The sequence below is a fragment of the Streptomyces sp. NPDC043812 genome (genome assembly GCF_056436245.1).
Window position 1 is genome coordinate 68,588 of record NZ_JBWKCY010000029.1, and the last position, 25,159, is coordinate 93,746.

At 70.7% G+C, this 25,159-nt stretch carries 24 protein-coding genes and 2 pseudogenes; 12 read left to right on the plus strand and 14 right to left on the minus strand.

What is annotated here, in order from left to right:
• Positions 1–81: 81 nt before the first annotated feature.
• The 3 genes from AC067Z_RS32290 to AC067Z_RS32300 all read right to left on the minus strand — a co-directional run bounded on the left by AC067Z_RS32290 (position 82) and on the right by AC067Z_RS32300 (position 3,488).
• Positions 82–606 carry a GtrA domain-containing protein gene (locus AC067Z_RS32290; RefSeq protein WP_478793196.1) on the minus strand — a complete coding sequence of 175 codons (525 nt, stop codon included), beginning with the start codon at positions 604–606 and terminating at the stop codon, positions 82–84.
• Positions 607–975: 369 nt separating this feature from the next.
• Entirely contained in the window at positions 976–3,204 is a 2,229-nt protein-coding gene (locus AC067Z_RS32295; protein ID WP_478793224.1) for a heavy metal translocating P-type ATPase, read from the minus strand.
• Between the two features lie 50 nt (positions 3,205–3,254).
• Positions 3,255–3,488, minus strand: a complete 234-nt coding sequence (locus AC067Z_RS32300) for a hypothetical protein (protein WP_478793197.1) — start codon at positions 3,486–3,488, stop codon at positions 3,255–3,257.
• Positions 3,489–3,748: 260 nt separating this feature from the next.
• Between AC067Z_RS32300 and AC067Z_RS32305 the strand changes: the two genes are divergently transcribed.
• From AC067Z_RS32305 to AC067Z_RS32320, 4 genes are all read left to right on the plus strand, one after another.
• Positions 3,749–3,967, plus strand: coding sequence for a heavy-metal-associated domain-containing protein (locus tag AC067Z_RS32305; protein ID WP_478793198.1), 219 nt, complete (start codon positions 3,749–3,751; stop codon positions 3,965–3,967).
• Between the two features lie 151 nt (positions 3,968–4,118).
• Complete coding sequence (locus AC067Z_RS32310) at positions 4,119–4,754, plus strand: metal ABC transporter ATP-binding protein (RefSeq protein WP_478793199.1); 636 nt, start codon at positions 4,119–4,121, stop codon at positions 4,752–4,754.
• Positions 4,751–5,617 (plus strand): metal ABC transporter permease, encoded by an 867-nt coding sequence (locus AC067Z_RS32315; RefSeq protein ID WP_478793200.1) that lies wholly within the window; start codon positions 4,751–4,753, stop codon positions 5,615–5,617. Before AC067Z_RS32310 ends, AC067Z_RS32315 begins: the two co-directional genes overlap by 4 nt.
• Entirely contained in the window at positions 5,575–6,375 is an 801-nt protein-coding gene (locus tag AC067Z_RS32320; RefSeq protein WP_478793201.1) for a metal ABC transporter solute-binding protein, Zn/Mn family, read from the plus strand. Before AC067Z_RS32315 ends, AC067Z_RS32320 begins: the two co-directional genes overlap by 43 nt.
• A 57-nt stretch (positions 6,376–6,432) precedes the next feature.
• Here AC067Z_RS32320 and AC067Z_RS32325 read toward each other — a convergent pair whose 3' ends face one another.
• Genes AC067Z_RS32325 through AC067Z_RS32335 form a run of 3 tightly spaced genes read right to left on the minus strand, consistent with a single transcriptional unit; the run spans position 6,433 to position 10,675 of the window.
• A complete protein-coding gene (locus AC067Z_RS32325) occupies positions 6,433–7,167 on the minus strand; it encodes a DJ-1/PfpI family protein (protein WP_478793202.1) in 735 nt (244 codons plus the stop codon).
• Positions 7,164–8,909, minus strand: a complete 1,746-nt coding sequence (locus tag AC067Z_RS32330; RefSeq protein ID WP_478793203.1) for a class I adenylate-forming enzyme family protein — start codon at positions 8,907–8,909, stop codon at positions 7,164–7,166. The genes AC067Z_RS32325 and AC067Z_RS32330 overlap by 4 nt, the downstream gene beginning before the upstream one ends.
• Entirely contained in the window at positions 8,906–10,675 is a 1,770-nt protein-coding gene (locus tag AC067Z_RS32335; RefSeq protein ID WP_478793204.1) for a CoA transferase, read from the minus strand. Before AC067Z_RS32335 ends, AC067Z_RS32330 begins: the two co-directional genes overlap by 4 nt.
• 144 nt (positions 10,676–10,819) lie before the next feature.
• Here AC067Z_RS32335 and AC067Z_RS32340 point away from each other — a divergent pair, with 144 nt between their 5' ends.
• Positions 10,820–12,037 (plus strand): acyl-CoA dehydrogenase family protein, encoded by a 1,218-nt coding sequence (locus AC067Z_RS32340; RefSeq protein WP_478793205.1) that lies wholly within the window; start codon positions 10,820–10,822, stop codon positions 12,035–12,037.
• On the opposite strand, the gene AC067Z_RS32345 is transcribed toward AC067Z_RS32340, so the two are convergent.
• Complete coding sequence (locus AC067Z_RS32345; protein WP_478793206.1) at positions 12,024–13,112, minus strand: sugar ABC transporter permease; 1,089 nt, start codon at positions 13,110–13,112, stop codon at positions 12,024–12,026. The two genes, AC067Z_RS32340 and AC067Z_RS32345, sit on opposite strands and share 14 nt — an antisense overlap.
• Positions 13,109–14,233 carry an MFS transporter gene (locus AC067Z_RS32350; protein ID WP_478793225.1) on the minus strand — a complete coding sequence of 375 codons (1,125 nt, stop codon included), beginning with the start codon at positions 14,231–14,233 and terminating at the stop codon, positions 13,109–13,111. Before AC067Z_RS32350 ends, AC067Z_RS32345 begins: the two co-directional genes overlap by 4 nt.
• 298 nt (positions 14,234–14,531) lie before the next feature.
• On the opposite strand from AC067Z_RS32350, the gene AC067Z_RS32355 reads away from it, so the two are divergent.
• Both AC067Z_RS32355 and AC067Z_RS32360 read left to right on the plus strand, forming a co-directional pair.
• Entirely contained in the window at positions 14,532–15,257 is a 726-nt protein-coding gene (locus AC067Z_RS32355) for a hypothetical protein (RefSeq protein WP_478793207.1), read from the plus strand.
• A gap of 124 nt (positions 15,258–15,381) precedes the next feature.
• Positions 15,382–16,068, plus strand: a complete 687-nt coding sequence (locus AC067Z_RS32360) for a sigma-70 family RNA polymerase sigma factor (RefSeq protein WP_478793208.1) — start codon at positions 15,382–15,384, stop codon at positions 16,066–16,068.
• Between the two features lie 299 nt (positions 16,069–16,367).
• Here the strand turns inward: AC067Z_RS32360 and AC067Z_RS32365 are convergent, their stop codons facing one another.
• Positions 16,368–16,916, minus strand: coding sequence for a hypothetical protein (locus tag AC067Z_RS32365; RefSeq protein ID WP_478793209.1), 549 nt, complete (start codon positions 16,914–16,916; stop codon positions 16,368–16,370).
• Positions 16,917–17,423: 507 nt separating this feature from the next.
• Here AC067Z_RS32365 and rox point away from each other — a divergent pair.
• A complete protein-coding gene (rox, locus tag AC067Z_RS32370) occupies positions 17,424–18,851 on the plus strand; it encodes a rifampin monooxygenase (RefSeq protein WP_478793226.1) in 1,428 nt (475 codons plus the stop codon).
• 364 nt (positions 18,852–19,215) lie between these two features.
• Here the strand turns inward: rox and AC067Z_RS32375 are convergent, their stop codons facing one another.
• Together AC067Z_RS32375 and AC067Z_RS32380 are read right to left on the minus strand one after the other, a co-directional pair.
• Positions 19,216–19,860: a hypothetical protein gene (locus tag AC067Z_RS32375; protein ID WP_478793210.1), complete on the minus strand. Its 645-nt coding sequence runs from the start codon at positions 19,858–19,860 to the stop codon at positions 19,216–19,218.
• Complete coding sequence (locus tag AC067Z_RS32380; RefSeq protein ID WP_478793211.1) at positions 19,853–20,362, minus strand: SigE family RNA polymerase sigma factor; 510 nt, start codon at positions 20,360–20,362, stop codon at positions 19,853–19,855. The genes AC067Z_RS32375 and AC067Z_RS32380 overlap by 8 nt, the downstream gene beginning before the upstream one ends.
• A gap of 407 nt (positions 20,363–20,769) precedes the next feature.
• On the opposite strand from AC067Z_RS32380, the gene AC067Z_RS32385 reads away from it, so the two are divergent.
• Positions 20,770–21,156: a VOC family protein gene (locus tag AC067Z_RS32385; protein ID WP_478793212.1), complete on the plus strand. Its 387-nt coding sequence runs from the start codon at positions 20,770–20,772 to the stop codon at positions 21,154–21,156.
• An 85-nt stretch (positions 21,157–21,241) separates the two neighbouring features.
• On the opposite strand, the pseudogene AC067Z_RS32390 reads toward AC067Z_RS32385, so the two are convergent.
• Together AC067Z_RS32390 and AC067Z_RS32395 are read right to left on the minus strand one after the other, a co-directional pair.
• Positions 21,242–21,367 (minus strand): annotated as a pseudogene (locus AC067Z_RS32390) (IS5/IS1182 family transposase); the annotation flags it as partial.
• Between the two features lie 52 nt (positions 21,368–21,419).
• On the minus strand, positions 21,420–21,704 hold the full coding sequence (locus AC067Z_RS32395; protein WP_478793213.1) for a hypothetical protein: 285 nt from the start codon (positions 21,702–21,704) through the stop codon (positions 21,420–21,422).
• A gap of 312 nt (positions 21,705–22,016) precedes the next feature.
• On the opposite strand from AC067Z_RS32395, the pseudogene AC067Z_RS32400 reads away from it, so the two are divergent.
• Positions 22,017–22,244 (plus strand): annotated as a pseudogene (locus AC067Z_RS32400) (haloacid dehalogenase type II); the annotation flags it as partial.
• Positions 22,245–22,377: 133 nt separating this feature from the next.
• Positions 22,378–22,920: a DUF1707 SHOCT-like domain-containing protein gene (locus AC067Z_RS32405; protein ID WP_478793214.1), complete on the plus strand. Its 543-nt coding sequence runs from the start codon at positions 22,378–22,380 to the stop codon at positions 22,918–22,920.
• Positions 22,921–23,023: 103 nt separating this feature from the next.
• On the opposite strand, the gene AC067Z_RS32410 is transcribed toward AC067Z_RS32405, so the two are convergent.
• Positions 23,024–24,055 (minus strand): saccharopine dehydrogenase family protein, encoded by a 1,032-nt coding sequence (locus tag AC067Z_RS32410; protein ID WP_478793215.1) that lies wholly within the window; start codon positions 24,053–24,055, stop codon positions 23,024–23,026.
• A gap of 95 nt (positions 24,056–24,150) precedes the next feature.
• Here AC067Z_RS32410 and AC067Z_RS32415 point away from each other — a divergent pair, with 95 nt between their 5' ends.
• Positions 24,151–25,098 (plus strand): helix-turn-helix domain-containing protein, encoded by a 948-nt coding sequence (locus AC067Z_RS32415; RefSeq protein ID WP_478793216.1) that lies wholly within the window; start codon positions 24,151–24,153, stop codon positions 25,096–25,098.
• Positions 25,099–25,159 lie beyond the last annotated feature (61 nt).

The following is a 25,159-nucleotide window of genomic DNA, read 5'->3' on the forward strand; positions in this document are numbered from 1 at the left end:
CACCTCCGGGAGTGACAAACCCGTAGCGTACCGGGGGATTTCTGCCCGCCGGCCCGCGCGGCACGCCGCCCGGCGGAACGGTCAGGCAGCGCGGCAGAGCACCGCGGTGCCGACCGGGACCGAGGCGCGGGCCACGGCCGCGTGCACGGGACGGGCGGCGCGGAGGGTGACCGCGGCCTGCGAGCGGTTCCGCGCGAAGACGACGAGTCGCAGCACCGCGAACCGCGCGACACCGGCGAGTGCGGAGGCCGACAGGTAGACGCCCTGCTCGAGCACCGCACCGGGCGCCGCCACCAGCTGCTGCAGGACAAGCATCGCCACGCAGGTCACCACGTACGCGGCCGCCGCGGACCCGGCCGACTGCGCATGCTGGCGCCAGGTCGCGCGCCCACCCGCGCCGAAGGTGAAGCGGGCGTGCAGCTCGGTGGCGAGGAGCGTGGAGACCACGGTGATCAGGGCGTTGGCCAGGACCCAGGGAATCCAGGAGGCGAGGGCCGCCACGGCGAAGCTGGAGGCGAGCCCCACTCCGCCGCCGCAGAGCACGAAGCGGGTGAAGGCGGTGAAGGCGCCGGGTGCCGCCTGCTGCCGGCTCTGCGCTGTCTCCATGATCCGACCCCTTTGATGGCTCACTCCGCGAAACGCGCACCCCTCGGCCTGCGATGCCGAGGGGCGCGTTATCCATGGCGCCATAGTGGCACATCGATGGCGCCATAAGGAGCCAGATGCGGCACCACTTGCGTCCATCAATGGCGCCACGGCATGTAAGGCGTAGCGAATGCGCAGGTCAGCGGCTCAGCACCTTCGGTGCGCGCTGGGTGCGTGGCAAATGCCGTGACACGCGCTGGAGCTGCTGCTGTCTTTCCTGACGTCGGCTGATGCCGGTCCGGGATGCTTGAGAGGTTCGTTCCAGCCCGCACCGATGCTCTGTGATGCCAGGAGCTCGCCGGTCAGCATGGTGCGTGATCGCAGCTCTTTTCAGCGGTTCCCGCGCCGCCGCTCGCGTCCGGGGCGACGCGAGGATTTCGCCTGCCAGGAGCGGAGGCGGAGGCTGTTGGCCACCACGAGTACGGAGCTCGCGGACATGGCGACCGCAGCAACCATGGGGTTGAGCAGCCCCACCATGGCGAGCGGCATGGTGAGTGCGTTGTAGCCGAAGGCCCAGACCAGATTGACGCGGATGGTGGCAAGGGTGCGGCGAGCCAGCCGCACCGCGTCCGGGAGCGCCTCGATGTCCCCGCGCACGAGGGTGACGTCGGCGGCGCCGATGGCGACGTCGGTTCCTGTGCCCATCGCGATGCCCAGGTCCGCGCCTGCAAGCGCGGCGGCGTCGTTGACGCCATCGCCGACGACGGCGACGCGGTGCCCCTCGGCCCGGAGCCTTCGTACGAGTTCGGCTTTGTCTTCCGGGGAGCAGCGCGCATGTACCTCTTCGATGCCCAAGTCCTCGGCGACGGCCCGCGCGGCCGCCGAGTGGTCGCCGGTGGCCAGCACCGGCCGGACGCCGAGCCGGCGTAGCCCGTCCACGGCCCGATAGCTGCCAGGACGTACCAGATCGGCCACCTCGACGAGTGCCTCGGCGGTGCTGTCAACACGGACCAGCACCGCGGTGCGGGCCGACTCCTCCGCTGCCGCCAACGCTGTTTCCAGAGACGCTGTCAGGTCCGCGCTGTCGGGCGTGAGCACCTCGACGGTGTGACCGTCGACGCGTCCGCTCACGCCGCGCCCCGCTTGCGCGCGGAAGTCGAGTACGGGGGGCAGAGGTCTCTCCCCTGCTTCGCGACGGGCGTGGGCGGTGATTGCTCGCCCCAGCGGATGCTCCGAGCCCTGCTCGACCGCCCCCGCGAGACGCAATGTCTCTTCGGCGCCGAGCCCGCCGGGTACCTCCGTGATCCGGCCGACGCTCATGTGCCCGGAGGTCAGGGTGCCGGTCTTGTCGAGCACCACAGTGTCGACGTGTTGAAGCCCTTCGAGTGCCTGGGGACCGCTCACGAGGACGCCCAGACGGGCGCCCCGCCCGGTGGCCGCCATCAGCGCGGTCGGTGTCGCGAGTCCCAGGGCACACGGGCAGGCGACGACCAGTACGGCCACGGCCGCCGTGATCGCGGGCTGCGGGTCGGCGCCCGCGCCGAGCCAGAAGCCGAGCACTGCGGCGGCGAGTGTGAGGACGACCGGGACGAAGACTCCGGCGACGGAGTCGGCCAGCCTCTGGGAACGGGCCTTGCCTGCCTGTGCATCCGTCACGAGCTGCGTGATACGCGCGAGTTGGGTGTCGGCGCCGACCGCTGTCGCTTTGACGAGCAGCAGACCGCCCTCGTTGACCGCTCCGCCGGTCACCTTCGTTCCGAGGCCGACCTCGACGGGATCGGCTTCGCCCGTGACGAGGGACAGGTCCACGGCCGAGCTGCCCTCGACCACCTCGCCGTCGGTGGCAACGCGTTCACCGGGACATACCGCGAACACGTCTCCGATACGGAGCTGTTCGATCGGCAGCAGCATGTCGCACCCGTCGCGGCGGACGGACACCTCTTTCGCCGCGAGCTGTGCGAGCGAGCGCAGCGCGGCGCCGGTCCCTTGTCGCGCCCGGTCCTCCAGGAAGCGTCCCACCAGGACGAAGAGCGGTACCCCCACGGCGGCTTCGAGATAGACGTGGGCCATGCCGTCGGACGAGGGGACCAGGGTGAACGGCATACGCATGTCCGGCGCGCCGGCCCCGCCCAGGAACAGCGCGTACGCCGACCAGCAGAACGAAGCCGCCACGCCGAGGGAGACCAGCGTGTCCATCGTCGCGCTCGAATGACGCAGTCCGCGTAGCGCCCGCTGGTGGAAGGGCCAGGCCCCCCACGCGGCGACAGGCGCGGCCAGGGCGAAGCACAGCCACTGCCAGTTACGGAACTGCAGGGCAGGGACCATGGAGAGCAGGAGCACCGGCAGGGACAGCAGGGCGGTGACGACGAGGCGCTCACGTTCCCGGTCGGCGCCGCCCTCCTGGATGTCTTCCGCTCGTACGGGCTTCTCCGCGGACTGTGGCGGGGGCAGTTGCGCCGTGTAGCCCGCAGCCTCGACCGCTGCCACCAACTCACTGGGGGTGACGTGCGGCGGGTGACTGACGCGGGCGCGCTCGGTGGCCAGGTTCACCTCGGCTGTGACGCCGTCCAGTTTGCCGAGCTTGCGCTCGACCCGTCTGACGCACGCGGCGCAGGTCATGCCGGAGACGGTGAGGTGGGTGACGAGTGCCGCAGGGGCCGAGTCTGTGCTCACTCGTGCTCGCCTCCGTGGTCCATGGGCATGTCCGTACCGCTCTCCTCACCGGACGAACTGCCCGTGGTCCCTGGACCGTGCCGAACCGGGGAGACCGGACCCACAGCCGAGCCCACCGCGTAGGCGCCGGCGAAGACCAGGGCGAGGAGCAGGAGAAAGCCGCACAGGGTTGAAGGCGGCAGGAAGCGGGCGAGTGCCTGCCGGCGTGCGGGTGCTGTTGTCTGGTCCACCTGACCGAGCCTCCACAGTCTCGACGCGGGCCGCGCACACGGCCCGGGACGGGAAAGTTGTCGTCGACCGAGGCTCCGAAGTTCCCAGCAGCAGCAGTGATTCACATCGCCTCACCGTGAGGGTGATGCCGGGGAACGCCGCCGCTGTGCCCAGCGACCACGTGTACGCGGCGGGCTGGTTCCACGGCGTACGCCCGGTCCGCGCCGCATGGACACGCTCTCCCCGCCCTTCGGGGAGAGCCGGACACGAGGAGCCGAGGATGAACGAGAAGCGCTACACGGTCACTGGTATGAGCTGCGGACATTGCGTCGCGACGATCACTGGGGAACTCACCGAAGTGCCCGGCGTCAGCGATGTCGACGTCGACCTGGCGAGCGGCGCCGTCCTCGTGCGCGGGACGGACATGGAAGACGTGCGACTGCGGGCTGCCATCACCGAAGCGGGGTACGGCATCGCGTCGCAGTCGCACGTGGCCTGAGTGGGCCAGTCGCCGACGTCGGCATGCGCCGGACCGTCAACGGCACGGGGAGCCTTTGCGAACCCGCGGGAACTCCCGCCCCTCGCTGCCCGACTACTGCCGCGTGAGCGGGCATCGATTCCCGCCCGGGCGGAACGCGGAGGGATGTGTGATGGGCGGGCTGGACGTGCGCATACACGAGGTGAAGTGCCGGCACGGCCGCGTGGAGGCGGTGAGCGGCGTCGATCTGGAGATTGCCGCGGGCGAGCGGGTTGCGCTGACCGGGACCAACGGCTCGGGCAAGTCCACGCTGCTGCGTGCAGTGCTCGGCCTGCACCGGCAGGTGAGCGGCACGGTCCTGGTCGGCGGCCGCGGCACGCGGTCCACCGCCGAGTGGGCATGGCGGCGACGTGCCTGTGCGTGGATCCCGCAGAAGCCGGCCACAGGCCGGTTCCCCCTCCTCGGCCGCGAGCTCCTGGCAAGCAGTGGGGCACAGCGGAAGGCGGCGGAGGCGGCCGGACGGCTGGGAGTGGGCGACATGCTCGACCGCCCGCTCGACACTCTCTCCGGCGGCCAGTTGCAACGGATGTACCTGGCCCGGGCCCTCGGTTGCGTCGCGTCCGGTGCACAGGTGCTGCTGGCGGACGAGCCCACCGCGGCGCTGGACTTCGCCGGTCAGGACGAGGCAGCCGACGTGCTCACGGGTCTGCCGGTGACGCTGGTGGTCGTGACGCACGACCGGGCCCTGGCCCAGCGGTGCGACCGCGTGCTGGAGATGGCCGCCGGTCAGCTGCGGGAGGCGCGGTGACCACCGTCGCCGCCGACGTCGGCGCCCTGCTGGAACTGGTACCTGTGCAGCGGGCGGGGGTTGCCCTGTTGCTGGCGGCGATCGGGCTGCCGGTCGTCGGCGTCGTGATCGTCGGACTCGACATCATGCCGGTGCGGTTCGCCATGATGCACGTCGCCCTGCTCGGTGTGGCGGTCGGCCTGCTGACCGGTCTGGACCCCATGGTGTGCGCACTGGTCACCTGTGCCATGGCAGGCGCAGGCGTCGCACCGCTCGCACGCACGCCGAGCGGTCTCTCCGGCGCGATGGGCCTGTTGATGAGCCTCGCGATCGCGGCGGCGCTGCTTGTGCTCGCCGTCTCCGGAGTCAACGCTTCGGGCGCGTTCGCGCTGCTGTGGGGCTCGATCCTGTCCGTCGGGACCGCAGACCTGATCGTTCTCGGCGCGCTGGCGGTGACGGTTCCGGCCCTGTTCTGCTGGCGCCGGCGTGACCTCGCGTTGCTGCTCCACGACCGTGAACTTGCGCAGTGCTCTGGCGTTCCCGTACGTGCCCTGACCCTCGTGCTTCTGGTCCTGGTGGCGGTGTCCGTCGCCGGGGCGATCAAACTCACCGGTGCTCTGCTGGTCGACGCCCTCACCCTGCTGCCCGCGCTCGCGGCGCGCCGCCTGGGGGCGTCGCTGACGTCGATGACCGTGTGGGCGGTGACGATCGGCGTCGCCGTCAATCTCACGGGGTTCCTTGTGGCCCTTTGGCTGGACTGGCCTCCCGGCCCGGTCCTCGTCCTGACCGCGGGGACCGTCGTCCTCGGGGTCCATCTCATACCCGAACGGAGAAACCGCTCATGGCGCGCACCCGCGTCCGTATCCCTGCCCTCCTCGCACTGAGCACTGCCCTGGTGCTGGTCACCGGCTGCGGCACCGACGACTCCACGGCCGCGAAGCCGGAGGACAAGGCGCAGACCGGCCCGAAGGTGGTGGTCACCACGACCTGGGAGGGTGCCTTCGCCAAAGCCGCCGGAGCGGAGGACATCGAGGTCATCGTCCCGCAGTCCGTGCACCACGCCCCCGACTACGACCCGAAGCCCTCGGACCTGGCCGCCGTCGCCGAGGCCGACTTCGTGCTCTACGCGCCCTTCGAGCCGTACGCGGAGAAGATCAAGGAGGCCGCGGGATCGAAGGCCGAGCTCGTCGAGGTGGGCCTGGACAACGACGCGGCCAAGGTGAAGGCCGAAGTCGTGCGCTTGGCGCAGAAGTTCGGCACCGAGGACAGTGCGCGCGCGTGGAACACGACATTCGGCACCGAGTACGCCGCCCTTGGCAAGGACCTGAAGTCCGCCTGGCCCGGCGGCAAGAGCCCGAACGCCGTCAGCCAGGTCTTCACCGCCTGGGCGGCGAGCATGGCAGGTGCCACCTCGGTCGGCACCTTCGGGCCCGAGGCGGTCACGCCGGCACAGCTGTCGGAGCTGTCTGCGAAGAAGCCCGCACTGGTGGTGGACAACGCCCACATGTCGACCGGGACCGTTCTGCCGGACTCCGGTGCCACGCAGATAAAGATCGTGAACTACCCGGGTGACGACCTCGACCTGCTGGCGGTGTACCGCAATGCCGCGGAGGTGCTGAAGACGGCCATGAGCGCCGGCTGAAGCCAGGCTCCGCCGCCGGGCGTGAGGAGTTGTCTGCCTCACGCCCGGCCGAGGCGTTCACTGTCGCCTGTCAGGCTCCCAGACGGTGCCGCGCGCTTCGTACTCCAGCATGGTCTCGATGCCGCTCGCGCTGTCCGCGCCGAGTTCGCGGCGTACGAGCCACAGCGCCAGGTCGAGGCCGGAGGTGATGCCGCCCGCGGTGACAAGGTCGCCGTCGTCGACGACGCGGGCGTTCTTGACGACGCCTCCCTGACTTTCCAGGTCGCCCCGGGCCCTGTGGTGCGTGGTGCACGGGCGGTCCTTGGTCAGTCCCGCGGCGGACAGGATCATCGCTCCGGTGCACACCGCGCTGATGGTGAGCCCGCGCCGCCGGGCGTGCGCCAGGGCCTTCGGGAGGGTGCCGCGCCGGATCTCGGCCCAGACGCCGGGGCTGTCGCGGCGGGCGTACCCGCCGCCCGGGACCACGAGAACGTCCGCGTCACGCGGGGCCCAGCCGTGCTCGACGCGGACCTCGGTCCCATAGGACGCCCGGACGGTGCCGGGGGCGGTGGCGCTGACATAGCGGACCTCGACGTCGCGGTCCGTGAAGAGACCGGCCGCGGAGAAGACCTCGAACGGGGCGGCGAAGTCGAGTTCCTCCACGCCGTCGAACATCACGATGTGGACGCGCAGTGGTCCGGTGCGCGGACGGCCTGCCTTCGGAGCCGCCGCGGAGGCGGTGGCGGCAACGCCGGCTACTGCGCCCGCGGCACCGAGTGCGGTCGAGGCGCGGAGCAGGTTCCTGCGGTTCACGAAGCTCTCCTGTCGGTGGTGGTAGAAGCCGCGCCTGCCCGGGCACGGTCCCCGATGGGTCGTCCGGCGTGGGCGAGCGGGGGCTGCGCGGTCGGCTTCTGGTGCGTGTGCGCAGCCGTCAGGCCCTCGCGCAGGCCGGCGCGGTCGGGCTTGCCGGCCGGGGTCAGGGGAAGCTCGGCCACCACGAGCAGGCGTTCCGGATGCTTGTGCTTCTCCAGCCCGCGGTTGTCCAGGTGGCCGGTCAGGGAATCGAGGGTCGGTGCGTCGGCGCCGCGCGTCACCACGCACGCGGCCAGGCGTTCTCCCATGAGGGGATCGGGAATCCCGACGCACACCACGTCCCGCACCTGCGGGTGGGAGCGCAGTTCCCGTTCGACCTCCGCAGGGCTGATGTTCGCGCCGCCACGTATGACGACGTCCTTCAGCCGTCCGACGACGTGCAGGATCCGGTCGTCGTCGAGGTAGCCGAGGTCGCCTGTGCGTACCCAGCCGTCCGGTGTGCGGTAGCGGGCGTCGAGTTCGGGCGAGCCGACGTAGCACAGCGGTGTCATGGGTCCGCGGGCAGTGATCTCGCCGATCCGGCCGTCGGGGAGTGCTTCCTGCGTGTCGGGGTGGGTGATGCGGATGTCGGCGACGCGGGGGTCGGGACGGCCGGCGACGACTCCGGAGGCGTCGGTGGGTGGGGTCGGGTTGTCCAGCCCGGTGTGGCAGTTGACGCCGTCGGCGGAGCCGTAGAGATTGACGACCGGGCAACCGAACGCCTTTGCCGCGGCCTGCGCCGTCGCCTCGTCGAGGGACGCGCCGCCGAGGACGAGCGCGGTCGGCGCGGGGAGTGTGCCACCTTCCTGCTCCAGCCGGTCGAGCATCATGCGGATCATGGTGGGGACGCCGAGGACGTGGGTCGGCTCGTGTTCCCGTACGGCTGCGAGGGCTGCTTCGGGTGTGAAGTGGTCGAGCAGGACGAGGGTGCCGCCGTGCCTGGCGAGGGTGACCGCCGTGCCGTTCGAGCCGAAGGCTGAGCCCAGCGGCACCAGGAACAGGCAACGCGGCGGGGCGCTGTCGGGGAGGAGTGACGCGAGGAAGTTGCCCCGTCCACCGGCCAGCGCGTTGTGGGAGTAGGCGACCATCTTCGGCTCGGCTTCGGAGCCGGAGGAGACAAGGATCCGGGCCGCACTGTCGGGATCGGGCCGGGCCGGGGTGAAGCCGCACGCGTCGGTGCGGGTGAGCTGCGACAGCGGAATCGTTCCCTCGGGTACCGTGCCCGGTCCGGCGGCGATGACGTGCCGCAGCGCGGGCAGCGCGGTCCGGCGCGCCTGGAGATCGGCGGCCGGATGCGCACCGCGGTGCTCTGCGGCGGCGATGACGGCGACGGCCTCGGACCGGCGCAGCAGGCATTCGGCTTCGAGGCTGCCGCGGCCGATGGGGAACGGCAGGGCGACGGCTCCCAGGGCGGCGAGGGCGAGGTCGGCGATGACGGCGTTGCGGTTGTTGGGAAGCTGGACGGCGACGACATCGCCGGGGACTGTGCCGAGGTCTCTGAGCCCCGTGGCCAGACATCGGACCTTGCGGTCCAGCGCGGTGTAGCAGAGCTTGCCCATGGCATCCACGACGGCGGTCCGGTGCACGTCGGCGATCTGCCGGGCACGGTAGAGGCTGTAGAGATCGAGGTCCGGGCAGGTGCCGTCGAGGACCCAGGACTCACGGAGTCCGGCGGGCAGCAGGTCGTGCAGGGCGAGGGTCATGCGAAGCTCCAGGGGTCGGGAACGGCAGGGGCTCCGTGCGCGTCGCGGCTGATCGAGCCGGAGAAGCGCGGGTCGTCGTGGAGCCGGGACAGGTCGGTGGTGACAGCGGTGGCCGCCATCCCGCTGTCACGCAGTCGGCGCAGGGCGTCGTCGGTGGACAGGTCGGTCAGGTCGAACGCTGCCGCCGCCGAGGCGCAGGCGTCGCTCGGCGCGATCCAGCCGTCAACCGTCGGCAGAGGCCGACGGAAGCCCACCGGCTGCCGGGGGTTCTGCCCGCGGGCCGCGCGGGACAGAGCGGGGCCGGTCAGGATGTCTGCCGCGCCGAGCAGGGAGGAGTCGACGCGCACGCCGTGGCAGGAACGTTCCCGCAGCAGCAGAGCGGCGAGTACCGCCTCCGTGCCGAGCAGTCCGCCCAGGACGTCCAGAAGCGTCATCAGGCTGGGGGCAGGTGACTGGCCCTCGGGGCGGACGGCCTCGCCGACACCGGTGCGGGCCTGGACCATGAAGTCCGTGCCCATCGGGGCGCCGTCGATCCGGTCGCCCCAGCCGCCCGTGTACGCGTACACCAGCGCCGGATTGGCCGTCGCCAGGTCGTCCGCGTCGAGGCCGAGGCGAGCCGCGGTGCAGGGGGCCCAGTTGTGCAGGAACACGTGCGCCTCTGCGCTCATCTCCCGCAAGCGGTCCCGGTCCCCCGGATCCTTGATGTCGATCTCCACGGACTTCTTGCCGCGGTTGAGGGCCAGCCAGCGCGCGGAGACTCCTGAGCAGGCGGGCGGCATGCCGCGCAGCGGGTCACCGCCCGGCGGCTCGATGCGCACGATGTCGGCGCCGAGGAGCCCGAGCAGGTGGGCGGCGAGCGGAGCCTGGATTCGCCGACCGGCCTCCAGCACGGTGATTCCGGCCAGTGGTCCGCCCGGGCCGGCCGACTCTGTGCGGGCCGGCCGGCCGGGCCCCAGGGGAGAGAGCGAGAGCGGGGCGGCGCCGTCGTGCTCCTCAGCCCGCTCGCGCAGGCTGCGCAGACGGCACACGTCGGCCCCCGCCTGCGATGCCGCACGTGTGATGGTGTCGAACGTGTGCCGCCGCGTAGTGCGTTGGAGGACGTCGGGGAACGGCGCGCACGCTGTGGCGTAGCGGAACTGGAAGGGCAGCCACCCTGTTCGTATCGCGTCGTTGGGGGCGTCGAGGGCTCGCCAGAACCGGGCCCAGGCGGCCGGGTCGAGTGTCTCCAGTTCGAACAGGGTCCCGTCGGCCGAGGTGAACGGGGGGCCGCCGGGCGCCAGTTCGGCCGCCTCGGCCTCCTCCGCCCCGGCGGCGGCGAGGTACTGGGAGACCGCGAGCAACCCGGCGAGATCGGCGCGGGTGGAGACCTGGCTGACAGCGCCGCCCCGGGCCTGTGTGACGAGGGCGGCAAGCAGCCCCTGCACGGTGAGCAGGCCGGTGGCCGTGGCGACGTAGTCGGCGGCGAGGCCGTGCGGTGCGCCGTCGCGGCGGCCGTGTACGGCCATCACTCCGGTCGCCGCCTGCACGGTGGCCTCGTCGGTGAGGCAGCTTCCCGCCCCGGACCATGCTGTGAGGACGCCGACCGGGGCGAAACCGCCGCCGGACAGTGCACTCCCGCCGGCGTCCGCAGCGCGAAGGTCGCCGCAGTCGGCGCCGAGCATCCGCAGGTGGTCCGTGACGACCCGCGCGATCGGCGGCGGGCCTGACGGCTCGAAGGTGAGTGATGCGAGTGGCCGGTCCGTCCTCGTGGTGACTGGTGACGCCATGCCTCTCCTCTCCCGGCGCGGCGGTGGCAGCGCCCGAGGTTGTGTCGACTGCGGGAACTGTGCGGGTCTCGCACCCGACCCGTTCCACGGAACAGACAGTCGGACCGCAGTGGCCGGGAGTTCCCGGCAGACCGGAGAGAAGCCATGACCACGTCCCCGCACATCGCCGGACCCGCCCACAAGGAGGGGGAGCACATTCGGGCGCGGGTCGAGGAGTTCGTCCGCGCACGAGTCGTCCCGAAGGAAGGCGAGTTGGACGCCGGCGGCCCCGCTGCTCGCAGCACACTCGGGGAACTGCGCCGAGAGGCGAGGGAGGCCGGCCTGTGGGCGCTTCCGCTTCCGACGGAGCTGGGAGGCGGGGGGATGACTCTGCGCCAGTACGCTGCGGTGGCGGAAGCCGAGGGAGCGAGCGACCACGGCCCGGCGGCCCTCGGCTCGGCGTCCCTCCTCGACGCGGGGATGCTGGCCCGGCACGCCGGCACGGCGGTCCGCGACAGGTATCTGCGACGCCTGGTGGCCGGGGAGCTGTCCAGCAGCTATGCGATGACCGAGCCCGACGTCCCCGGAACCGACCCGCTGCTCACGCGGACGCGTGCCGAGCCGTCCCCGGACGGCGGCTGGCGGGTCAGCGGCCGCAAGTGGTTCGTCTCCGGGGCCGCGCACGCGGATCTGGTCACCGTCCTGGCGCGCACGAGCGGCAGCCCGGGTGACCGCGACGGGCTGTCGCTGCTCCTGGTCCCCACCGACGCACCCGGATTCCGCTTCGTGCGGGAGGTACCCGTCCTCGGGGCGGCCGGCCAGGGGGAGATCGAACTGGACGATGTCCCTGTGCCCCCGGGCCACCTCCTCGGGACACCGGGGCACGGACTGGCCGTCGCCGGCGAGCGCCTTCAGCTCGGCCGCACCCTGCGTGCGTTGCGGTGGCTCGGCCAGGCCCAGCGGGCGTTCGACCTCATGTGTGAGCGGGCGGTCGGCCGCATCGGTTCTCGCGGCCCGTTCGCCGCACACCAGTTGGTCCAGCAGCACGTGTTCGACGCGCTCCTCGCCCTGCGCACCACCCGGCCGCTCGTGCACGAGGCGGTTGCTCTCGTCGACGCGGGACGGGACGCGCGTACGGAGGTCGGCCTCGCGAAGGTCGCCGCGGCCCGGATGCTCCAGCAGGTCACCGACGCGGCCGTCCAGGTCCACGGCGCCGCCGGGCTCGGCCCGGACACCGCGCTGCCCGCGCTGTTCCGCGTCGGACGGGCGGCCCGCATCCTCGACGGCCCCGACGAGCTCCATATCACCGCGGTCGCCCGCCGGGTCCTGCGCAGCTACGGGGACGGCGCCGGAGCGGCGGAGGGAGCCGTTACACCTCGCTGACGCCGACCAGCCCGACGAGCTGGGCCAGGCCCAGAGCGAGGAAGAAGTCCCCCCAGATCAGCTCGTGTTGCACCGCAAGGCCACGGCCCGCGTCGTAACAGCCGTCCAGCAGCATTCCGGGAGGGCGGCCATCCCCCGCCGAGGACAGGTGCGAGGTCGTCAGGCTGTGCAGGACCGCCACGGCCCGTTCCTCGTACCGCCCGGCGCCCGGTACGCGGGCACGGGCCAGTTTGAGCAGGGCAACGGCCCCGATCGCCGCCGCGGAGGTGTCGACCGGCCCCTCCGGGTGCGTGGCGTCGGCGCGCGGTACGGGCGGTCCGTCGAGAAGCGCGTCGGCGAGCCGTGAGGCAGCCGACACCAGCGACTCCTGCTCTTCCCCGGCGATCTGCGGGTGGAGCACGGCGTCGGCGACGCCGAGGAACAGCCAGGCGTGTCCCCGGCTCCATCCGGGACCGGGGTCCTCGCACTGCTGCCACCCGCAACCCTGATCGCCGAAGCGCCAGGCCGGATGGATCCGCGCACCAGGGCCGCCGGCCAGGCACAGGTCCAGATGGCTGCGAAGATGCCCGGCAGCTGCCACGACACCCTCGGGCCCCGCACGGACGAGGAGTTGCAGCATGCCGGGCAGCCCGTCCGCACGAGCCTGCAACCGCTCGCCGCCGAGAGCGGCACCCCACGGCACCAGCACCAGTTCGCTGTCGAACGCCGCACGGCAGGCGCGAGCCGCACGATCGCGCAACTCCGCCGCGCCCGTGCCCGGTTCGGCGAGCGCGGTGCCGTACCAGAGAATCAGACCGCGGGTCACCGTGTCGGCATCCGCCCAGCCCGCGAGTGCGCTGGTGCACGCGGCAGCAGCGGACCGGTCGTCGTCGCTGCCTGTCCTGCGGGCCCTCAACCACAGCAGCCCCGCCCAGAATCCGCCGGTCCACGATCCGCGCCGGGTCGTGGTCCAGCTCCCCGTGCAGGGGTCGGCGTACAGCGGGAAGCGCGATCCCACCACGGCACGGGTGACCGCCACGCGTTCCAGCACAGAGTCCAGAGCGGCGTCTGCCCAGCCGGACGGGGTCGCACTCACCTTCGCGTTCCGCCGGTGCTGCGGCCGCGTACGGCCCACAGGCACGCCACGGCGGCAGCAAGTGTGAACTCGGCGGCCACGAGCAGCCAGCCGACCGGATAGCGGTCGCTCTGCGCGAGGAGGCCGAACAGCGGCGGTCCGACCGCGAATCCGGCGAAGAACCCGGCCGCGACCAGCGCGGAGTCCTGACCCGCCCGGCCCGGGGAGGCCCGTTGGACCACCAGCACCATGGAGACCGCGTTGCCGGCGACGGCGAAGACGCCGAAGACTACGGCCGCCGCCCACACCAGCCACGCAGCTCGCGCCGAGGCGGCCAGAAGCAGCGCGGCGCCGACCGCGCCAACAGCAAGCACCGAGGGAAGCCACTCGGCACGCCCCGGCCGTGCGGCCTTCGACCAGCCCACGCGGCCGGCGATGCCGGCGACTCCCAGAACGGCGACGAGGGCGGCGGCAGCGGTCGGCCCCATCCCGAGCCGGCGGTCGCCGAACAACGACACATAGGTGTTCACCGACGCGATACCCGCCCCCAGGAACAGGGAGAATGCCGCCAGCCACGCCACATGCCCGTGCGGAACGAGCGACGCGCGCCCGGCCGCGGGCGGCGCCACACTGTCCTGGGGCAGGAGCCGCGCCGCCCAGATCGCGACGCCGACAGCCACCGCCGAGGCCGTCCACACCGCCCCCCGCCACCCGAGCGTGGCCGCGATCGCGGCGAACGGCAGACCTGCCGCGAATGCTCCCAACTGAACGCCTGACTGCTTCCATCCCGTCACCGCACCCCGTGCGGTCGGCGGCACGGCCGCGATGATCGCCTTGTTCGTCGCAGGGTTCGCCATCGCCTGCGGCAGTCCGCCCAACGCAACGGCTCCCAGCAGCAATCCCGCCCCGGGAGCCGAGGCGATCAGAGCCAGCGCGACCGCGGTCAGCAGCGCCAGCGCGACAAGCGCCCGGCGTGGACCGATGCGGTCGACCAACCGGCCGCTCAGCGGCGACAGCACCGCAGCAGTCCCGAAGCCAAGGGTCGTCGTCAGCCCCAGCACCACAGGAGAGATGCCCAACTCGTCCGTGAGCCGGGGCCCGAAGGCGCCGAGGAGGAAAAGCTGGAACATGGACAACGCCATCGCCGATGTGAGCAGGGCTGTCAAGGAACGACTGCTGGCGGGACCGACCGCTCCGCCGTCCGAGCCCGCCCGGGCCGTCTGCTGCCTCACGCCCGCCTCCTCGCTCCCGCCGCGCGGACGTCGGCCCGCGATCAGGAGTCGTACGCGTCAACCTGCCAGTTCCCAGGCCGAGTTGTGGCGTGGGCCACACCAGGTGGAATGAGGGGGCCGGTCGCTGATTTCCGTACCAACCTCCACCGCCCCCGCAGAGGAGTGCGAGGATGAGCCCGCCATGACTTCAGGCCGATGTTGCCGAGCAGTGAGGGCCGCGACCTTCGCGGCCACCTGTGTGCTGCTCGCGGCCGTCGGCCACATCCTCATGTCAGGCGCGCCCGTCGCCTGGCCCGGCCTGGCCATCGCGTTAGCCGTGACCGGGACGGTCGCATGGACCCTCGCCGGTCGCGAACGCACCACGGGCGCGGTGACGACGGCCACCGTGGCGGTCCAGGCCGGCCTCCACTCGGCCTTCTCGCTGTCTCAGGCCCTGACCTGGCCCCGGCCTCCGGGGCAATCACTCCTCGGCCAGTGGGCCGACCACCTGCTCTGCCGGATGCCGTCCGCACCGATGGCGGACGGCCACGGGGCCGTGGGACAGGGTTCCGCGGCCACATCCCACGACGTCGACGGCATGTCGTCCGCCCTCGGCCACTCGCACCAGACCGCTGAACATCTCGCCCACGGCGCGATGTGGGGCGGTCACGACATGGCCGGCATGTCGCCTGTCGGCATGCCGGCAGCACACCTCATCGCAGCCCTGCTGTGCGGACTGTGGCTCGCGCACGGCGAACGCACCGCCTTCCGTGCCCTCCGCGCGATCGCCGGCTGGCTGTCGGCACCCCTCCGCCTCGTCGTCCGTCTCGCACCACCCCTCGGCGCACCACGTACGCGCGTGCGCCGCAGGCGCACCGCCGTGCCCCTTCGGCGCCTCCTGCTCGCCTCATCCTGTGACACACGGGGACCACCTGTCGGGATCGCTGTCATCTGACAGCCGGCACCCCGACGCGCGCCTTCAGCCGCGCCTCGGGCATCGGTCATGCCATCCGGCAGGCCGTACCGTTCACCGGCCGCCCCGCGCGCGTCGGAAACCGACACTCGAAGGACATCTGGCGATGCCCCCTGCCCTCGCACGCCCTCACCGACACGCGCCCGAATCGTCCGGCCGGACTCCAGCCGTGCCGGATGAGGAGATCACCCGCGTCGCGCTCTCCGCCCGGAGTGGCGACGCGCGCGCGGTGGAGTGCTTCGTCCGTGCCCTGCACCGCGACATCTGGCGTTACGTCGCCTATCTCAGCGCGGATCCGCAGGCAGCCGACGACCTCACCCAGGAGACATTCCTGCGCGCGTTGGGAAGCCTCCACCGCTTCGAAGGGCGCTCCTCCGCACGGACATGGCTGCTGTCCATCGCTCGGCGCACCGTCGTCGACAGTCTCCGGCATGCGGCCGCCCGCCCCCGGCTCTCCGACCGTGACGACTGGCAGAGGGTGATGGAAAGGCACCAGCCGCGAACACCGGGCTTCGAAGAGGGAGTTGCTCTGGCCGAACTGCTGGCGACCGTCCCAACGGAACGCCGTGAAGCGTTCGTACTGACCCAGATGCTCGGCCTGCCGTATGCGGACGCGGCGGACGCCCTCGGCTGCCCCATCGGCACAGTCCGTTCTCGCGTGGCCCGAGCCCGAGCCACTTTGGTGGACCTCCTGCGCGATCCGCAGGAACCGACCACCGAGACAGTGCGCGCACCTGTCCCGCTCAGCGCGCGCAGGGATCGCTCGCCGCATCTCACCACAACCGGAAACTGAACGCAGACACTGTTTGGAGCCGCTGTCTCACGGCGAGTTTCGGCGGCTGTGGGGTGCGAGCAGACTCTGCTCGCACCCCACATGGGCGTGGCCGCAGTTGTTGTGCGGCGGCAGCTCAGGTTCCTCTCCGCGCCTTCCACTTGTACAACGACGACCTCAACACGCCGGGCGGCATCTTCCTCGGGCTCTACGGAACGAGTCTCATCGAACTCGCCGACGAGAACAGTGACATGAACGAGCTGCGACGCCTCGCCGGCCAACGCATCACGCGATGGGCCCGGCCTGTCATCGGCAGCGGGTCAGGTCCTCTCGACCAGTGTGGTGTAAGCCCGCTCGAGGCCCTGTGTGTGGCCGGTCCCCAACTCGACGTAGACATGGCCGCTGGCCGCACACGCTTCACGCAGGGCAGTGCTCTGGTCCCTGACCCACGCGGCGATCTCCCGGTAGGTGGCGTCATCGGCTCCCTCGAGCCAGTCCGGGGCGGCCCGCAGGTTTTCGGGGGTCAGCTTCGTATTTCCGAGGAATACGGAGGTCAGAGGCAACCCGAGATCGGCGGCGGCCGTGGCCGCCGCCGGCGTGACGATGTCGCCCTCGACCACATAGCCATCCTGGGGATCGGAGTCGTCGAGAGCCTCCGCAGCTGCACGGATGAACTCGACGAGGAACGTCTGGGCAGGCACTGCCTTGTCCGGATGCGTACCATGCCGCACGCCGTGCTCCGGCGCAGCGCGCTGCAGCATCGACACCAGAGCGTCGGTCGGGCATCCCGGGAGGCCCTCTCGGTCCAGCAACATCCACGCGAGGGTGCTCTTGCCCACCCGCGGCGGGCCGCCAATCAGGTAGATCACATGAAGACCGTACCTCGGGCGACGAGTTGGGGATCTCGCGGCGGCCGGGGCAGCCGAGGCAGGGCCACATCATCAGGTCAGCGACGGGCTCCGGGAGCGGAGAAGGCGGGTCCCCCGGCGAATGGTGACGCTGGTCCCGTCAGCGGTGCGGCCGCAGCCGGCGCGTCGCCGCTTCGGGAGGAGGGTGTCCGTCCACAGCGGACGACAAAGCAAAGGCAAGGAGGTCACCCGCTCCTTGCCACTCTCAACGTATAGCGCACGGGGGGCCTTGCGGCAAGACCCTGGTCGTACTGCAGAATCTCCGGTCGAAGCCAGCGTCTGCGGAAATCGGGGATTCGCGAAGTACGTGTGCCTCTGTCGACGTATCGGTCTCGCGGGACGTCGAACCGCCGGTGGGACTCACGGTGCGATTGCAGGCACTCGGCGCGCAGGTGCGGGTGTGCGCGCCGGCGGACGGAGCGGAGCAGCTGGCCGAAATGCAACCTTGATCAAATGGGGGGTCTTTTCATGATCGACGTGATCGTTGCCGGTGGCGGACCGACCGGCTTGATGCTGGCCGGCGAGTTGCGGCTGCACGGCGTGCATGCGGTCGTGCTGGAGAAGGCGACGGAGCCGACCAGGGTTGTCCGCGCGCTCGGCCTGCACGCGCGCAGCATCGAGGTGATGGACCAGCGCGGTCTGCTGGAGCGGTTCCTCGCGCTCGGCCGGCAGCACCCGGTCGGTGGTTTCTTCGCCGGAATCCCCAAGCCGTCGCCGGACCGGCTGGACACCGCACATCCGTACGTCCTCGGCATCCCGCAGCCGGCCACCGACCGCCTGCTGACCGAGCACGCCACCGAACTCGGCGTCGAGATCCGGCGCGGCTGCGAACTCGTCGGGCTGAGCCAGGACGAGGACGGGGTGACCGTCGAGCTGGCCGACGGCACGCAGTTGCGCTCGCGCTACCTCGTCGGCTGCGACGGCGGCCGCAGCACGGTGCGCAAGTTGCTCGGCGTGGGCTTCCCCGGTGAGCCCTCAAGGGTCGAGACGCTGCTGGGCGAGATGGAGGTGGCCGTGCCGCCGGAGACGCTGGCCGCCGTGATGGCCGAAGTCCGCAAGACCCAATTTCGGTTCGGCGCCATGCCCCTCGGGGACGGGGTGTACCGCATTGTCGTGCCCGCCGAGGGGGTGGCCGAGGACCGCACGGTCCCGCCGACCCTCGAGGAGGTCAAGCAGCAGCTGCAGGTGACCGCCGGGACCGACTTCGGCGTGCACTCACCACGCTGGCTCTCCCGCTTCGGCGACGCCACCCGGCTGGCCGAGCGCTACCGGACCGGCCGGGTGCTGCTGGCCGGCGACGCGGCGCACATCCACCCGCCGACCGGTGGGCAGGGGCTCAACCTCGGCGTCCAGGACGCGTTCAACCTCGGCTGGAAACTGGCCGCCGAGGTCAACGGCTGGGCACCGGAGGGGCTGCTGGACAGCTACCACATCGAACGGCGCCCGGTGGCCGCCGACGTGCTGGACAACACCCGCGCACAGATGACGCTGATGTCCCTCGAGCCGGGTCCTCAGGCAGTGCGCCGGCTGGTGTCGGAGCTGATGGACTTCGAGGAGGTGAACCGGTACCTGACCGAGAAGATCACCGCGATCGGGGTCCGCTACGACTTCGGCGAGGGGCATGAACTGCTCGGCCGGCGGCTGCGGAACGTGGAGCTCAAGCGGGGGCGCCTCTACGAACTGATGCACGGCGGCCGCGGGTTGCTGCTCGACCAGACGGGCCGGCTCTCGGTGGCGGGCTGGGCAGATCGGGTCGACCACGTCGTCGACGTCAGCGAGGAACTGGACGTGCCCGCGGTGCTGTTGCGGCCGGACGGCCATGTGGCGTGGGTCGGTGAGGATCAGCAGGATCTCCTCAGCCGGCTGCCCGAGTGGTTCGGCGCTGCCGGCAGCTGAGCGCGCGGTTGTGGCCCGAAGGGGTGGGGCCTCGATCGAGACGCTGAAGCGGTGGAGAGCTGCGCGCGTACGGCCGAGGCCCCGGACTTGCTCCCGGATGACCGCCCCGCCGAACCCGAGTCGGCGGTGGCGGTCGCGCCGTTCCCTGCAGTGGGCCGGCGCCAATCCCGACCTCGCAGCACGTATGGCGTGCGCCCCCGGCTGCCGGCGAGACGGATCGCCACCCATGACGTGGCCGTCCGTCTGCCGGACCGTGAGGGCCCGTCCTTCCGAGCCGAGTCCCGGGCAGGGCTCGGTCGCGCGGTTACCGAGCCGTCCGCCTGTTCCCCGCGTTTCCCTTCGCCACCGAAGTTGTCCTTGCACGTCAGGATGTCGGGCTGTACTGCGCCTCAACCACCCCGACCCATGCTCCCCAGCGCCGCACGTCGACGTCGAGCAAGGGGCCGTTGCCGTTGGTCCTGCCGCTGTAGCCGCCGTCCTTGCGCTCCTTCAGACCGCAGTCGCTCAGTGTCTGACCGAGTCCGCGGATCGCGTCGAGGGCCTGTTCAGAGGTCGCGTACTGAGCGACGCGGTACCGGGCCTTGGCATCGCCCTTACCTGTGTAGGTGCTGGTGAACTGCTGGTCGGGTTCCTCGATGCCACCGGGCCGGCCGTTGCACACCTGCCCCAGCCCGGCCTCCGGCAGTGCCGGCGACGCATCGCTGCCGGAGAGCTCGTTGTCGATTTTCCAGTGCAGGTCCGCGTTCCTCGGGAGATCCGAGGGCTTCAGATGCTGCACCACCCCGTGCGACATGAACGGGTTCTCGCCCTGAGCGGCCACCTGCGATCCGCGCGGCCCCGGCGTCGGATCCGTCCACGAGCCGATACCCACTGCCGTCGCGACGACCACCACGACTGCGGCCATGCCCACCCTCTGCCGCGCCCGGCGGCGCTCGCCACGGGCACGTACGGCCTGTGCGGGCGCAAGCCGCACCGGAACGCCGTCCAGCATTTCCTCGACGTCAGCCATTGGTGACAACCCCCTCGTCGCATGCCTCGATACTCGTGAGCTGGGCGCCGAGCAGTTTGCGCGCCCTGCTGAGCCTGGTTCGTACGGCGCCGCTCGACGCACCCGTTTCGCGCGCCACCTGTTCCACCGGCAGATCGAGCAGGTGGTGCAGCACCACCGCCCGCCTCTGGTCCGGGCTCAGCTCGCGCAGCGCCGCTACCAGGGCGACGCGATCCTCGGAGAGCCCGGGCACGTCCGGCGCAGGGCCGTGCCGCAGCTGGGCGCGCAACCGATTGCGAGTACGCCGCCAGGTGCTGATGGCCAGCCGGGATGCCACGGTGCGCACCCACGGCAACGGGTCCCCCTCCCGTGTGAGCCGGCTCCATCTCTGCCAGGCCCGTGCATAAGCCTCCTGCACTGCGTCCTCGGCCTCGGCCAGGTCCCCGGTCATTGCGTAGACCGTGGCGACCAGCCGTTTGGCCGTGGCGGCGTAGAAGGCGTCGAACTCTACGTCGGTCGACATGTGCCTCTGTTCCCGTGTTCCGTCCGCACCCCGTAGTGCGTCCTGTCATAAGCACGCCTGGGCAGCCCGCGATGTTACGACCGAGAATGACGCCTCAGTCGTCCGTTTCCTGATCCACGGTGACGGCACCGCGGAGCGGGAGTCGGACGGAGGTCGCCATGACCCGACCTTCAGCCGACACCAGAAGCGGCGAACCATCACAGCCCAGTGCGAGTGTCTGTTCGACCGATCGGGGCCGGCCCGGCATTCCGGCGACAACGTTCGGTGCGCTGCAGTCAGCTCTGCGGCCACCCGTACGGTTCTCGTTGCCCCTCCAGGTCGGCGGAGCCTGTCAAGTGCTGGCCCGGCGGGGTGAATTGAGCCCCCCAGTTTGAAAGCCGGTGGTCTGCACGTACATAGTGACGCGCATGGCTTCCCTGGTGAGACACATAACCATCGACTGCGCCGACGCCTACGGCCTCGGCAGCTTCTGGGCAGAGGCCCTGGATTCTCCACTGGCCGACGACGACTACCCGGGCGACCCGGAAGCGACTGTCACGTCGTCGGGTGCCACCCTGCTGTTCGTCACGGTCCCGGAGCGCAAGGCCGCCTCCGTGAAGAACCGTGTACATCTCGACCTGCAGCCGCAGGACCGTACGCGGGACGAAGAGATCGAACGGCTCCTGGCTCTGGGCGCCAACCTCGTGGCCGACCACCGCCGCCCCGACGGCACCGGCTGGGCGACGATGAGCGACCCCGAAGGCAACGAGTTCTGCGTCGAGCGCAGCGCGGCCGAGCGAGCAGCCGCGGACTAGAGGCTGTCGCCCAGATTCGGTCGTGAGACGGTCGTGCGCGTGATCGAGACCTGATTGTTCAGCGACGGCTCTTAACCGGTGTCAACTTCCACGCGATTGCCCAAAGGGCCCGGCGGTGGTCGGCCCACCGTCGTCCACGGACCGGATCGGCGGGCCTCAGCCGTTCGATCCGGTCCCACATCGCATCAGTGATCACTAACCGGACAGACACATCCGATCAACTGACCAACCCATCGGAGAGGCACGCTCCAGCCCGAACACTCTCACGCGGAAGCCACGACCTCTCCGGCCATGACCTGAGGAGGGTTGGGGAGCAATGACGCAAGGTTGTCCCGCACGAAGTCTGCCGCCCTCGACACCGATTCCTCGGCACCGGCCCGGTCCTGGAAGACGCTGGTCGAGACCATCACTCCGTCTCCGGCATCGACCCAGTAGTAGGCCATGAAGCCGGAGACCTGCCGCATGAGCGGCACGAACCCCTCCTGCACCAGGCGTCCCGCCTCGGCTGGATCGCTCACCCCTTCGTACCGCCGAACTGCTGCGTACATCGTCGAGCTCCTCACCGGGGTTGCGCATTCATCACTGCTGAGTCGTCGTACCCCTGGGAAAGCGGCCGGCTCGTCAGAAGTCCGGCAATCACCTGAAGGGCGGCCTCCGGTGATCCGAACGGCGGCTTCTGCCCCCGTTGACTCCCAGGCCAAACTCGCTGCCCGAGTTGCGGGAGAGGAAGTACCCGCCTCCCGGCCGCAACCGCCCGCGCTGATGGCCGTGCTGACGAATGCGCGTCCGTCGACCGTGCCCACCAGCACGCCGCCGGCGGGCCACTTTCACGCCCCTGCCGCGTTCAGGAGACCTCCGCCATGTCAGAGCTGGAGATCGATGCCGTCGTGTTCGACGTGCTCGGCACGCTCGTCGACGAACCCGCCGGTATCCGCGCCGGCATCCGTCAACTCGACCCGTCGCTCGACGATCCCGGGATCGAGCAGCTTCTGTCGCTGTGGCAGCAGCACATCGACCGCGAGCAACGTCGCATCCTCGACGGCATCCGGCCGTACCTCCCCAGTGACGTCCTCGACCGGGAAGCCGCCAGCGATTGTGAGGAGCCGAGCCACGTCAGCCGGTGACGGCCATGATGACGAGCGGCCGGCCGCCCCATCGAATCCCTTACCCGCTACGGACTTTGATGTTTTCGCCTCGCCGGTACGGCCCTAGAGTGAGGCGGTGACCTTTCTGCCGGAAGACCCGTTGTCACTGATCAGCGAAGACGACCGCGACACGGCCGTGCAGCGACTTCAGGAGGCGTACGCCGCAGGGCACATCTCGCACGAGGAGATGGACGAAGGCCTCCACCAGGCGCTCACCGCCAAGACCGCCGACGAGCTCGTGTCGACTGTGGCCTCGCTCCCGGCAGAGAATGCGGGCCCCCCGTCCACGATCGCCGCCCACAGCGGACGGATCCAGCGGCGCGGCGCATGGCGGGTACCTCGGATCCTCAAGGTCGAGTCCGCATTCGGAAGGGTGCACCTGGACCTGTCCCGGGCGGTCATCGACCATCCGGTGGTCGACATCGAGTTGCAACTCGGCACCGGCAATGCCAAGATCACGGTCCCTCGCGATGCGACGGTCGACCTCGAAGACCTGCACACCGGGTGGAAGGACACGCACTACAAGGCCCGGCGGCACCCCCACTCCGGCGGGCCGAGGATCCGGATCTCCGGGACCATGGGGTTCGGACGGTTGAAGATCCGCCACGCGCGGCGTTGAGGCTGCATTCGGCACCAGGCCCCCATGGCTGGACGACTGCGTCGAATCGACCCCAAGATCAAATACTCGTGGTGCCGGGACAGCGGCACAAGCGCGTGACCGGTCAGTGCGGAAGCTCAACCGACACGTGTGGGGTCAGCGCCCGGAGGAAGTCCGCTGCGTCGAACATTGCACCGGCCGAGGCCACGCCCGTTGTGCGCGTGTGCCCGGCCAGGATTCGCTGGACAGCCTCCACCACCAGTGGTGCGGTGACCGCGTAGATGTCCTGGCCACGGGCTGTGGCGGGTCGCTCGACGCCACCTGCTTGGACCAGGACGTCGACGACGAAAGTCTGGTTCGACCGCCCCAGTGCGTCGACCGGCTCCGGCGCCGGCGTGTCCTCCTTGGCCAAGTCCCTCGCGGCTTCGACCGTCATGTAGGTGCGGACTTCAGGCACGGCCAAGTGGCTGGGAACGGTGACGACATCGGCCATGGTGAACTCCGCGATCACCGCTCGTCGGCCCAGAGGCTCCGGAAAGAGCCAGTCCTGCTCTGACGCCTTGTCGTTGTGGTATTCCAGCGCGCCGTCCGTGAACCGCACCCGACGGCCCGCGCGACGCTGATGGGACACCTGACCCGCCACCCGAGTGCCCGCCGTGGGATGCCAACTGCTCAAGCCGTACGCGACATGCACCATGTCCGCAGCAGTCCACTCCCCCATCGCCGCGGTCACCAACAGGTCACCCAGTCCACCGTAGAACGCCATCGCCGGCACCACGGGTGTGTCTGTCTTGCGTGCTGCTTCCGCATAGTCGGCGAACATCGAAACATTCGCTTCGATCTCTGCCGCGACGTCGACGTACGGGATCCCCGCGCGCAAGGCTGCCTCGACGACCGGGCCTGCCGTCACCGCGAACGGTCCGGCGCAGTTGATGACAGCCGCCGCTCCGGCGAGGGCTCGATCCAACGAGCTCGCGTCATCCAAGGTGGCCGGCCGCACCACCACATCTCCCCACTCGGCGGCCAGCACCCCCAACTGAGCTGCGTCACGGCCGGAGATGACAGTGGCGAAGCCACGCCTTCGTAGTTCGGCGACGATGAAACGACCGGTGTGCCCTGTCGCCCCGTAGACCACTACTGCAGCCGCTGTACTCACAGTTCCCCATCTCGAAGTGCTGATGAGCCCAGTCTCGCCGCGGGCGCGACCCGACGGTGATGGTCCGGAACGACATCACCCGTACACTTTCGGACATGCCCACTGTCGCGCTGCTGACCGCCGGTCACCTGCTGCACTTCGAGCTGGCGGTGGCTTACGAGATCTTCGGCAATCCCCCGCGCGAAGCCACGGCGGGCTGGTACGACGTACTGCTCTGCGGGCCCGGCCCGGTGCAGGTCGGCCCGTTCATGGTCGAGCCTGACCACGGGCTGGAGGGCTTGGTCGGCGCCGACACCGTGATCGTGCCGGCGTGCGCCGACATCGACGATCCGCCGTCGGCGGAGCTGATCGAAGCCGTGCGTGCGGCCCACGAATCGGGTGCCCGGGTTGCCTCCCTGTGCACCGGAGCGTTCGTGCTCGGCGCCGCGGGCCTGCTGGACGGTCGGCGGGCCACGACCCACTGGGCTCATGCCGCGGAACTGAGTGCACGTCATCCGCGGGCCGTGGTCGACCCGGACGTGCTGTACACGGACAACGGCAGCGTGCTCACGGCCGCGGGCAAGGCCGCCGCCGTGGATCTCTGCCTGCACCTGATCCACCTCGACCACGGCGCCACCATCGCCAACTCCGTCGCCCGTCGCCTCGTCATGCCGCCACATCGGCCCGGCGGTCAGGCCCAGTTCGTGGCTACGCCGATACAGGTCTCGGGCGACCACGTGCTTGCCGACCTGCTCGCCTGGGTCCAGCAACGGCTGGACCAGCCGTTGACGGTGACCGACATGGCACGGAGGGCGCATACGAGTCCGCGCAATCTCGGACGGCAGTTCCGATCAGTGATCGGGCAGACACCGATTCAGTGGCTCCTGACCCAGCGCGTACGCCGCGCCCAGGAGCTGCTGGAGGCCACCGACGAGAGCATCGAGGCGGTTGCCCTCGCCACCGGCATGGGTACCGCCACGACACTTCGGCGCCAGTTCAAACGGATCGTCGGGGTCCCACCTGACAGCTACCGGCGCTCGTTTCGCAGCGCGAAGACTGCCTGACCGGTACGGGCGCAGCGCACTTCTCGGCGATCACAGCCGTCAACTCGTACCGGTCGCCGTG

Coding starts and splice junctions, on each gene's coding strand:
- AC067Z_RS32290 (WP_478793196.1), bottom strand. CDS start 606: ATGGAGACAGCGCAGAGCCGGCAGCAGGCGGCACCCGGCGCCTTCACC.
- AC067Z_RS32295 (WP_478793224.1), bottom strand. CDS start 3,204: ATGACCTGCGCCGCGTGCGTCAGACGGGTCGAGCGCAAGCTCGGCAAA.
- AC067Z_RS32305 (WP_478793198.1), top strand. CDS start 3,749: ATGAACGAGAAGCGCTACACGGTCACTGGTATGAGCTGCGGACATTGC.
- AC067Z_RS32310 (WP_478793199.1), top strand. CDS start 4,119: ATGGGCGGGCTGGACGTGCGCATACACGAGGTGAAGTGCCGGCACGGC.
- AC067Z_RS32320 (WP_478793201.1), top strand. CDS start 5,575: ATGGCGCGCACCCGCGTCCGTATCCCTGCCCTCCTCGCACTGAGCACT.
- AC067Z_RS32330 (WP_478793203.1), bottom strand. CDS start 8,909: ATGACCCTCGCCCTGCACGACCTGCTGCCCGCCGGACTCCGTGAGTCC.
- AC067Z_RS32335 (WP_478793204.1), bottom strand. CDS start 10,675: ATGGCGTCACCAGTCACCACGAGGACGGACCGGCCACTCGCATCACTC.
- AC067Z_RS32340 (WP_478793205.1), top strand. CDS start 10,820: ATGACCACGTCCCCGCACATCGCCGGACCCGCCCACAAGGAGGGGGAG.
- AC067Z_RS32350 (WP_478793225.1), bottom strand. CDS start 14,233: ATGGCGTTGTCCATGTTCCAGCTTTTCCTCCTCGGCGCCTTCGGGCCC.
- AC067Z_RS32360 (WP_478793208.1), top strand. CDS start 15,382: ATGCCCCCTGCCCTCGCACGCCCTCACCGACACGCGCCCGAATCGTCC.
- rox (WP_478793226.1), top strand. CDS start 17,424: ATGATCGACGTGATCGTTGCCGGTGGCGGACCGACCGGCTTGATGCTG.
- AC067Z_RS32375 (WP_478793210.1), bottom strand. CDS start 19,860: ATGGCTGACGTCGAGGAAATGCTGGACGGCGTTCCGGTGCGGCTTGCG.
- AC067Z_RS32380 (WP_478793211.1), bottom strand. CDS start 20,362: ATGTCGACCGACGTAGAGTTCGACGCCTTCTACGCCGCCACGGCCAAA.
- AC067Z_RS32385 (WP_478793212.1), top strand. CDS start 20,770: ATGGCTTCCCTGGTGAGACACATAACCATCGACTGCGCCGACGCCTAC.
- AC067Z_RS32395 (WP_478793213.1), bottom strand. CDS start 21,704: ATGTACGCAGCAGTTCGGCGGTACGAAGGGGTGAGCGATCCAGCCGAG.
- AC067Z_RS32415 (WP_478793216.1), top strand. CDS start 24,151: ATGCCCACTGTCGCGCTGCTGACCGCCGGTCACCTGCTGCACTTCGAG.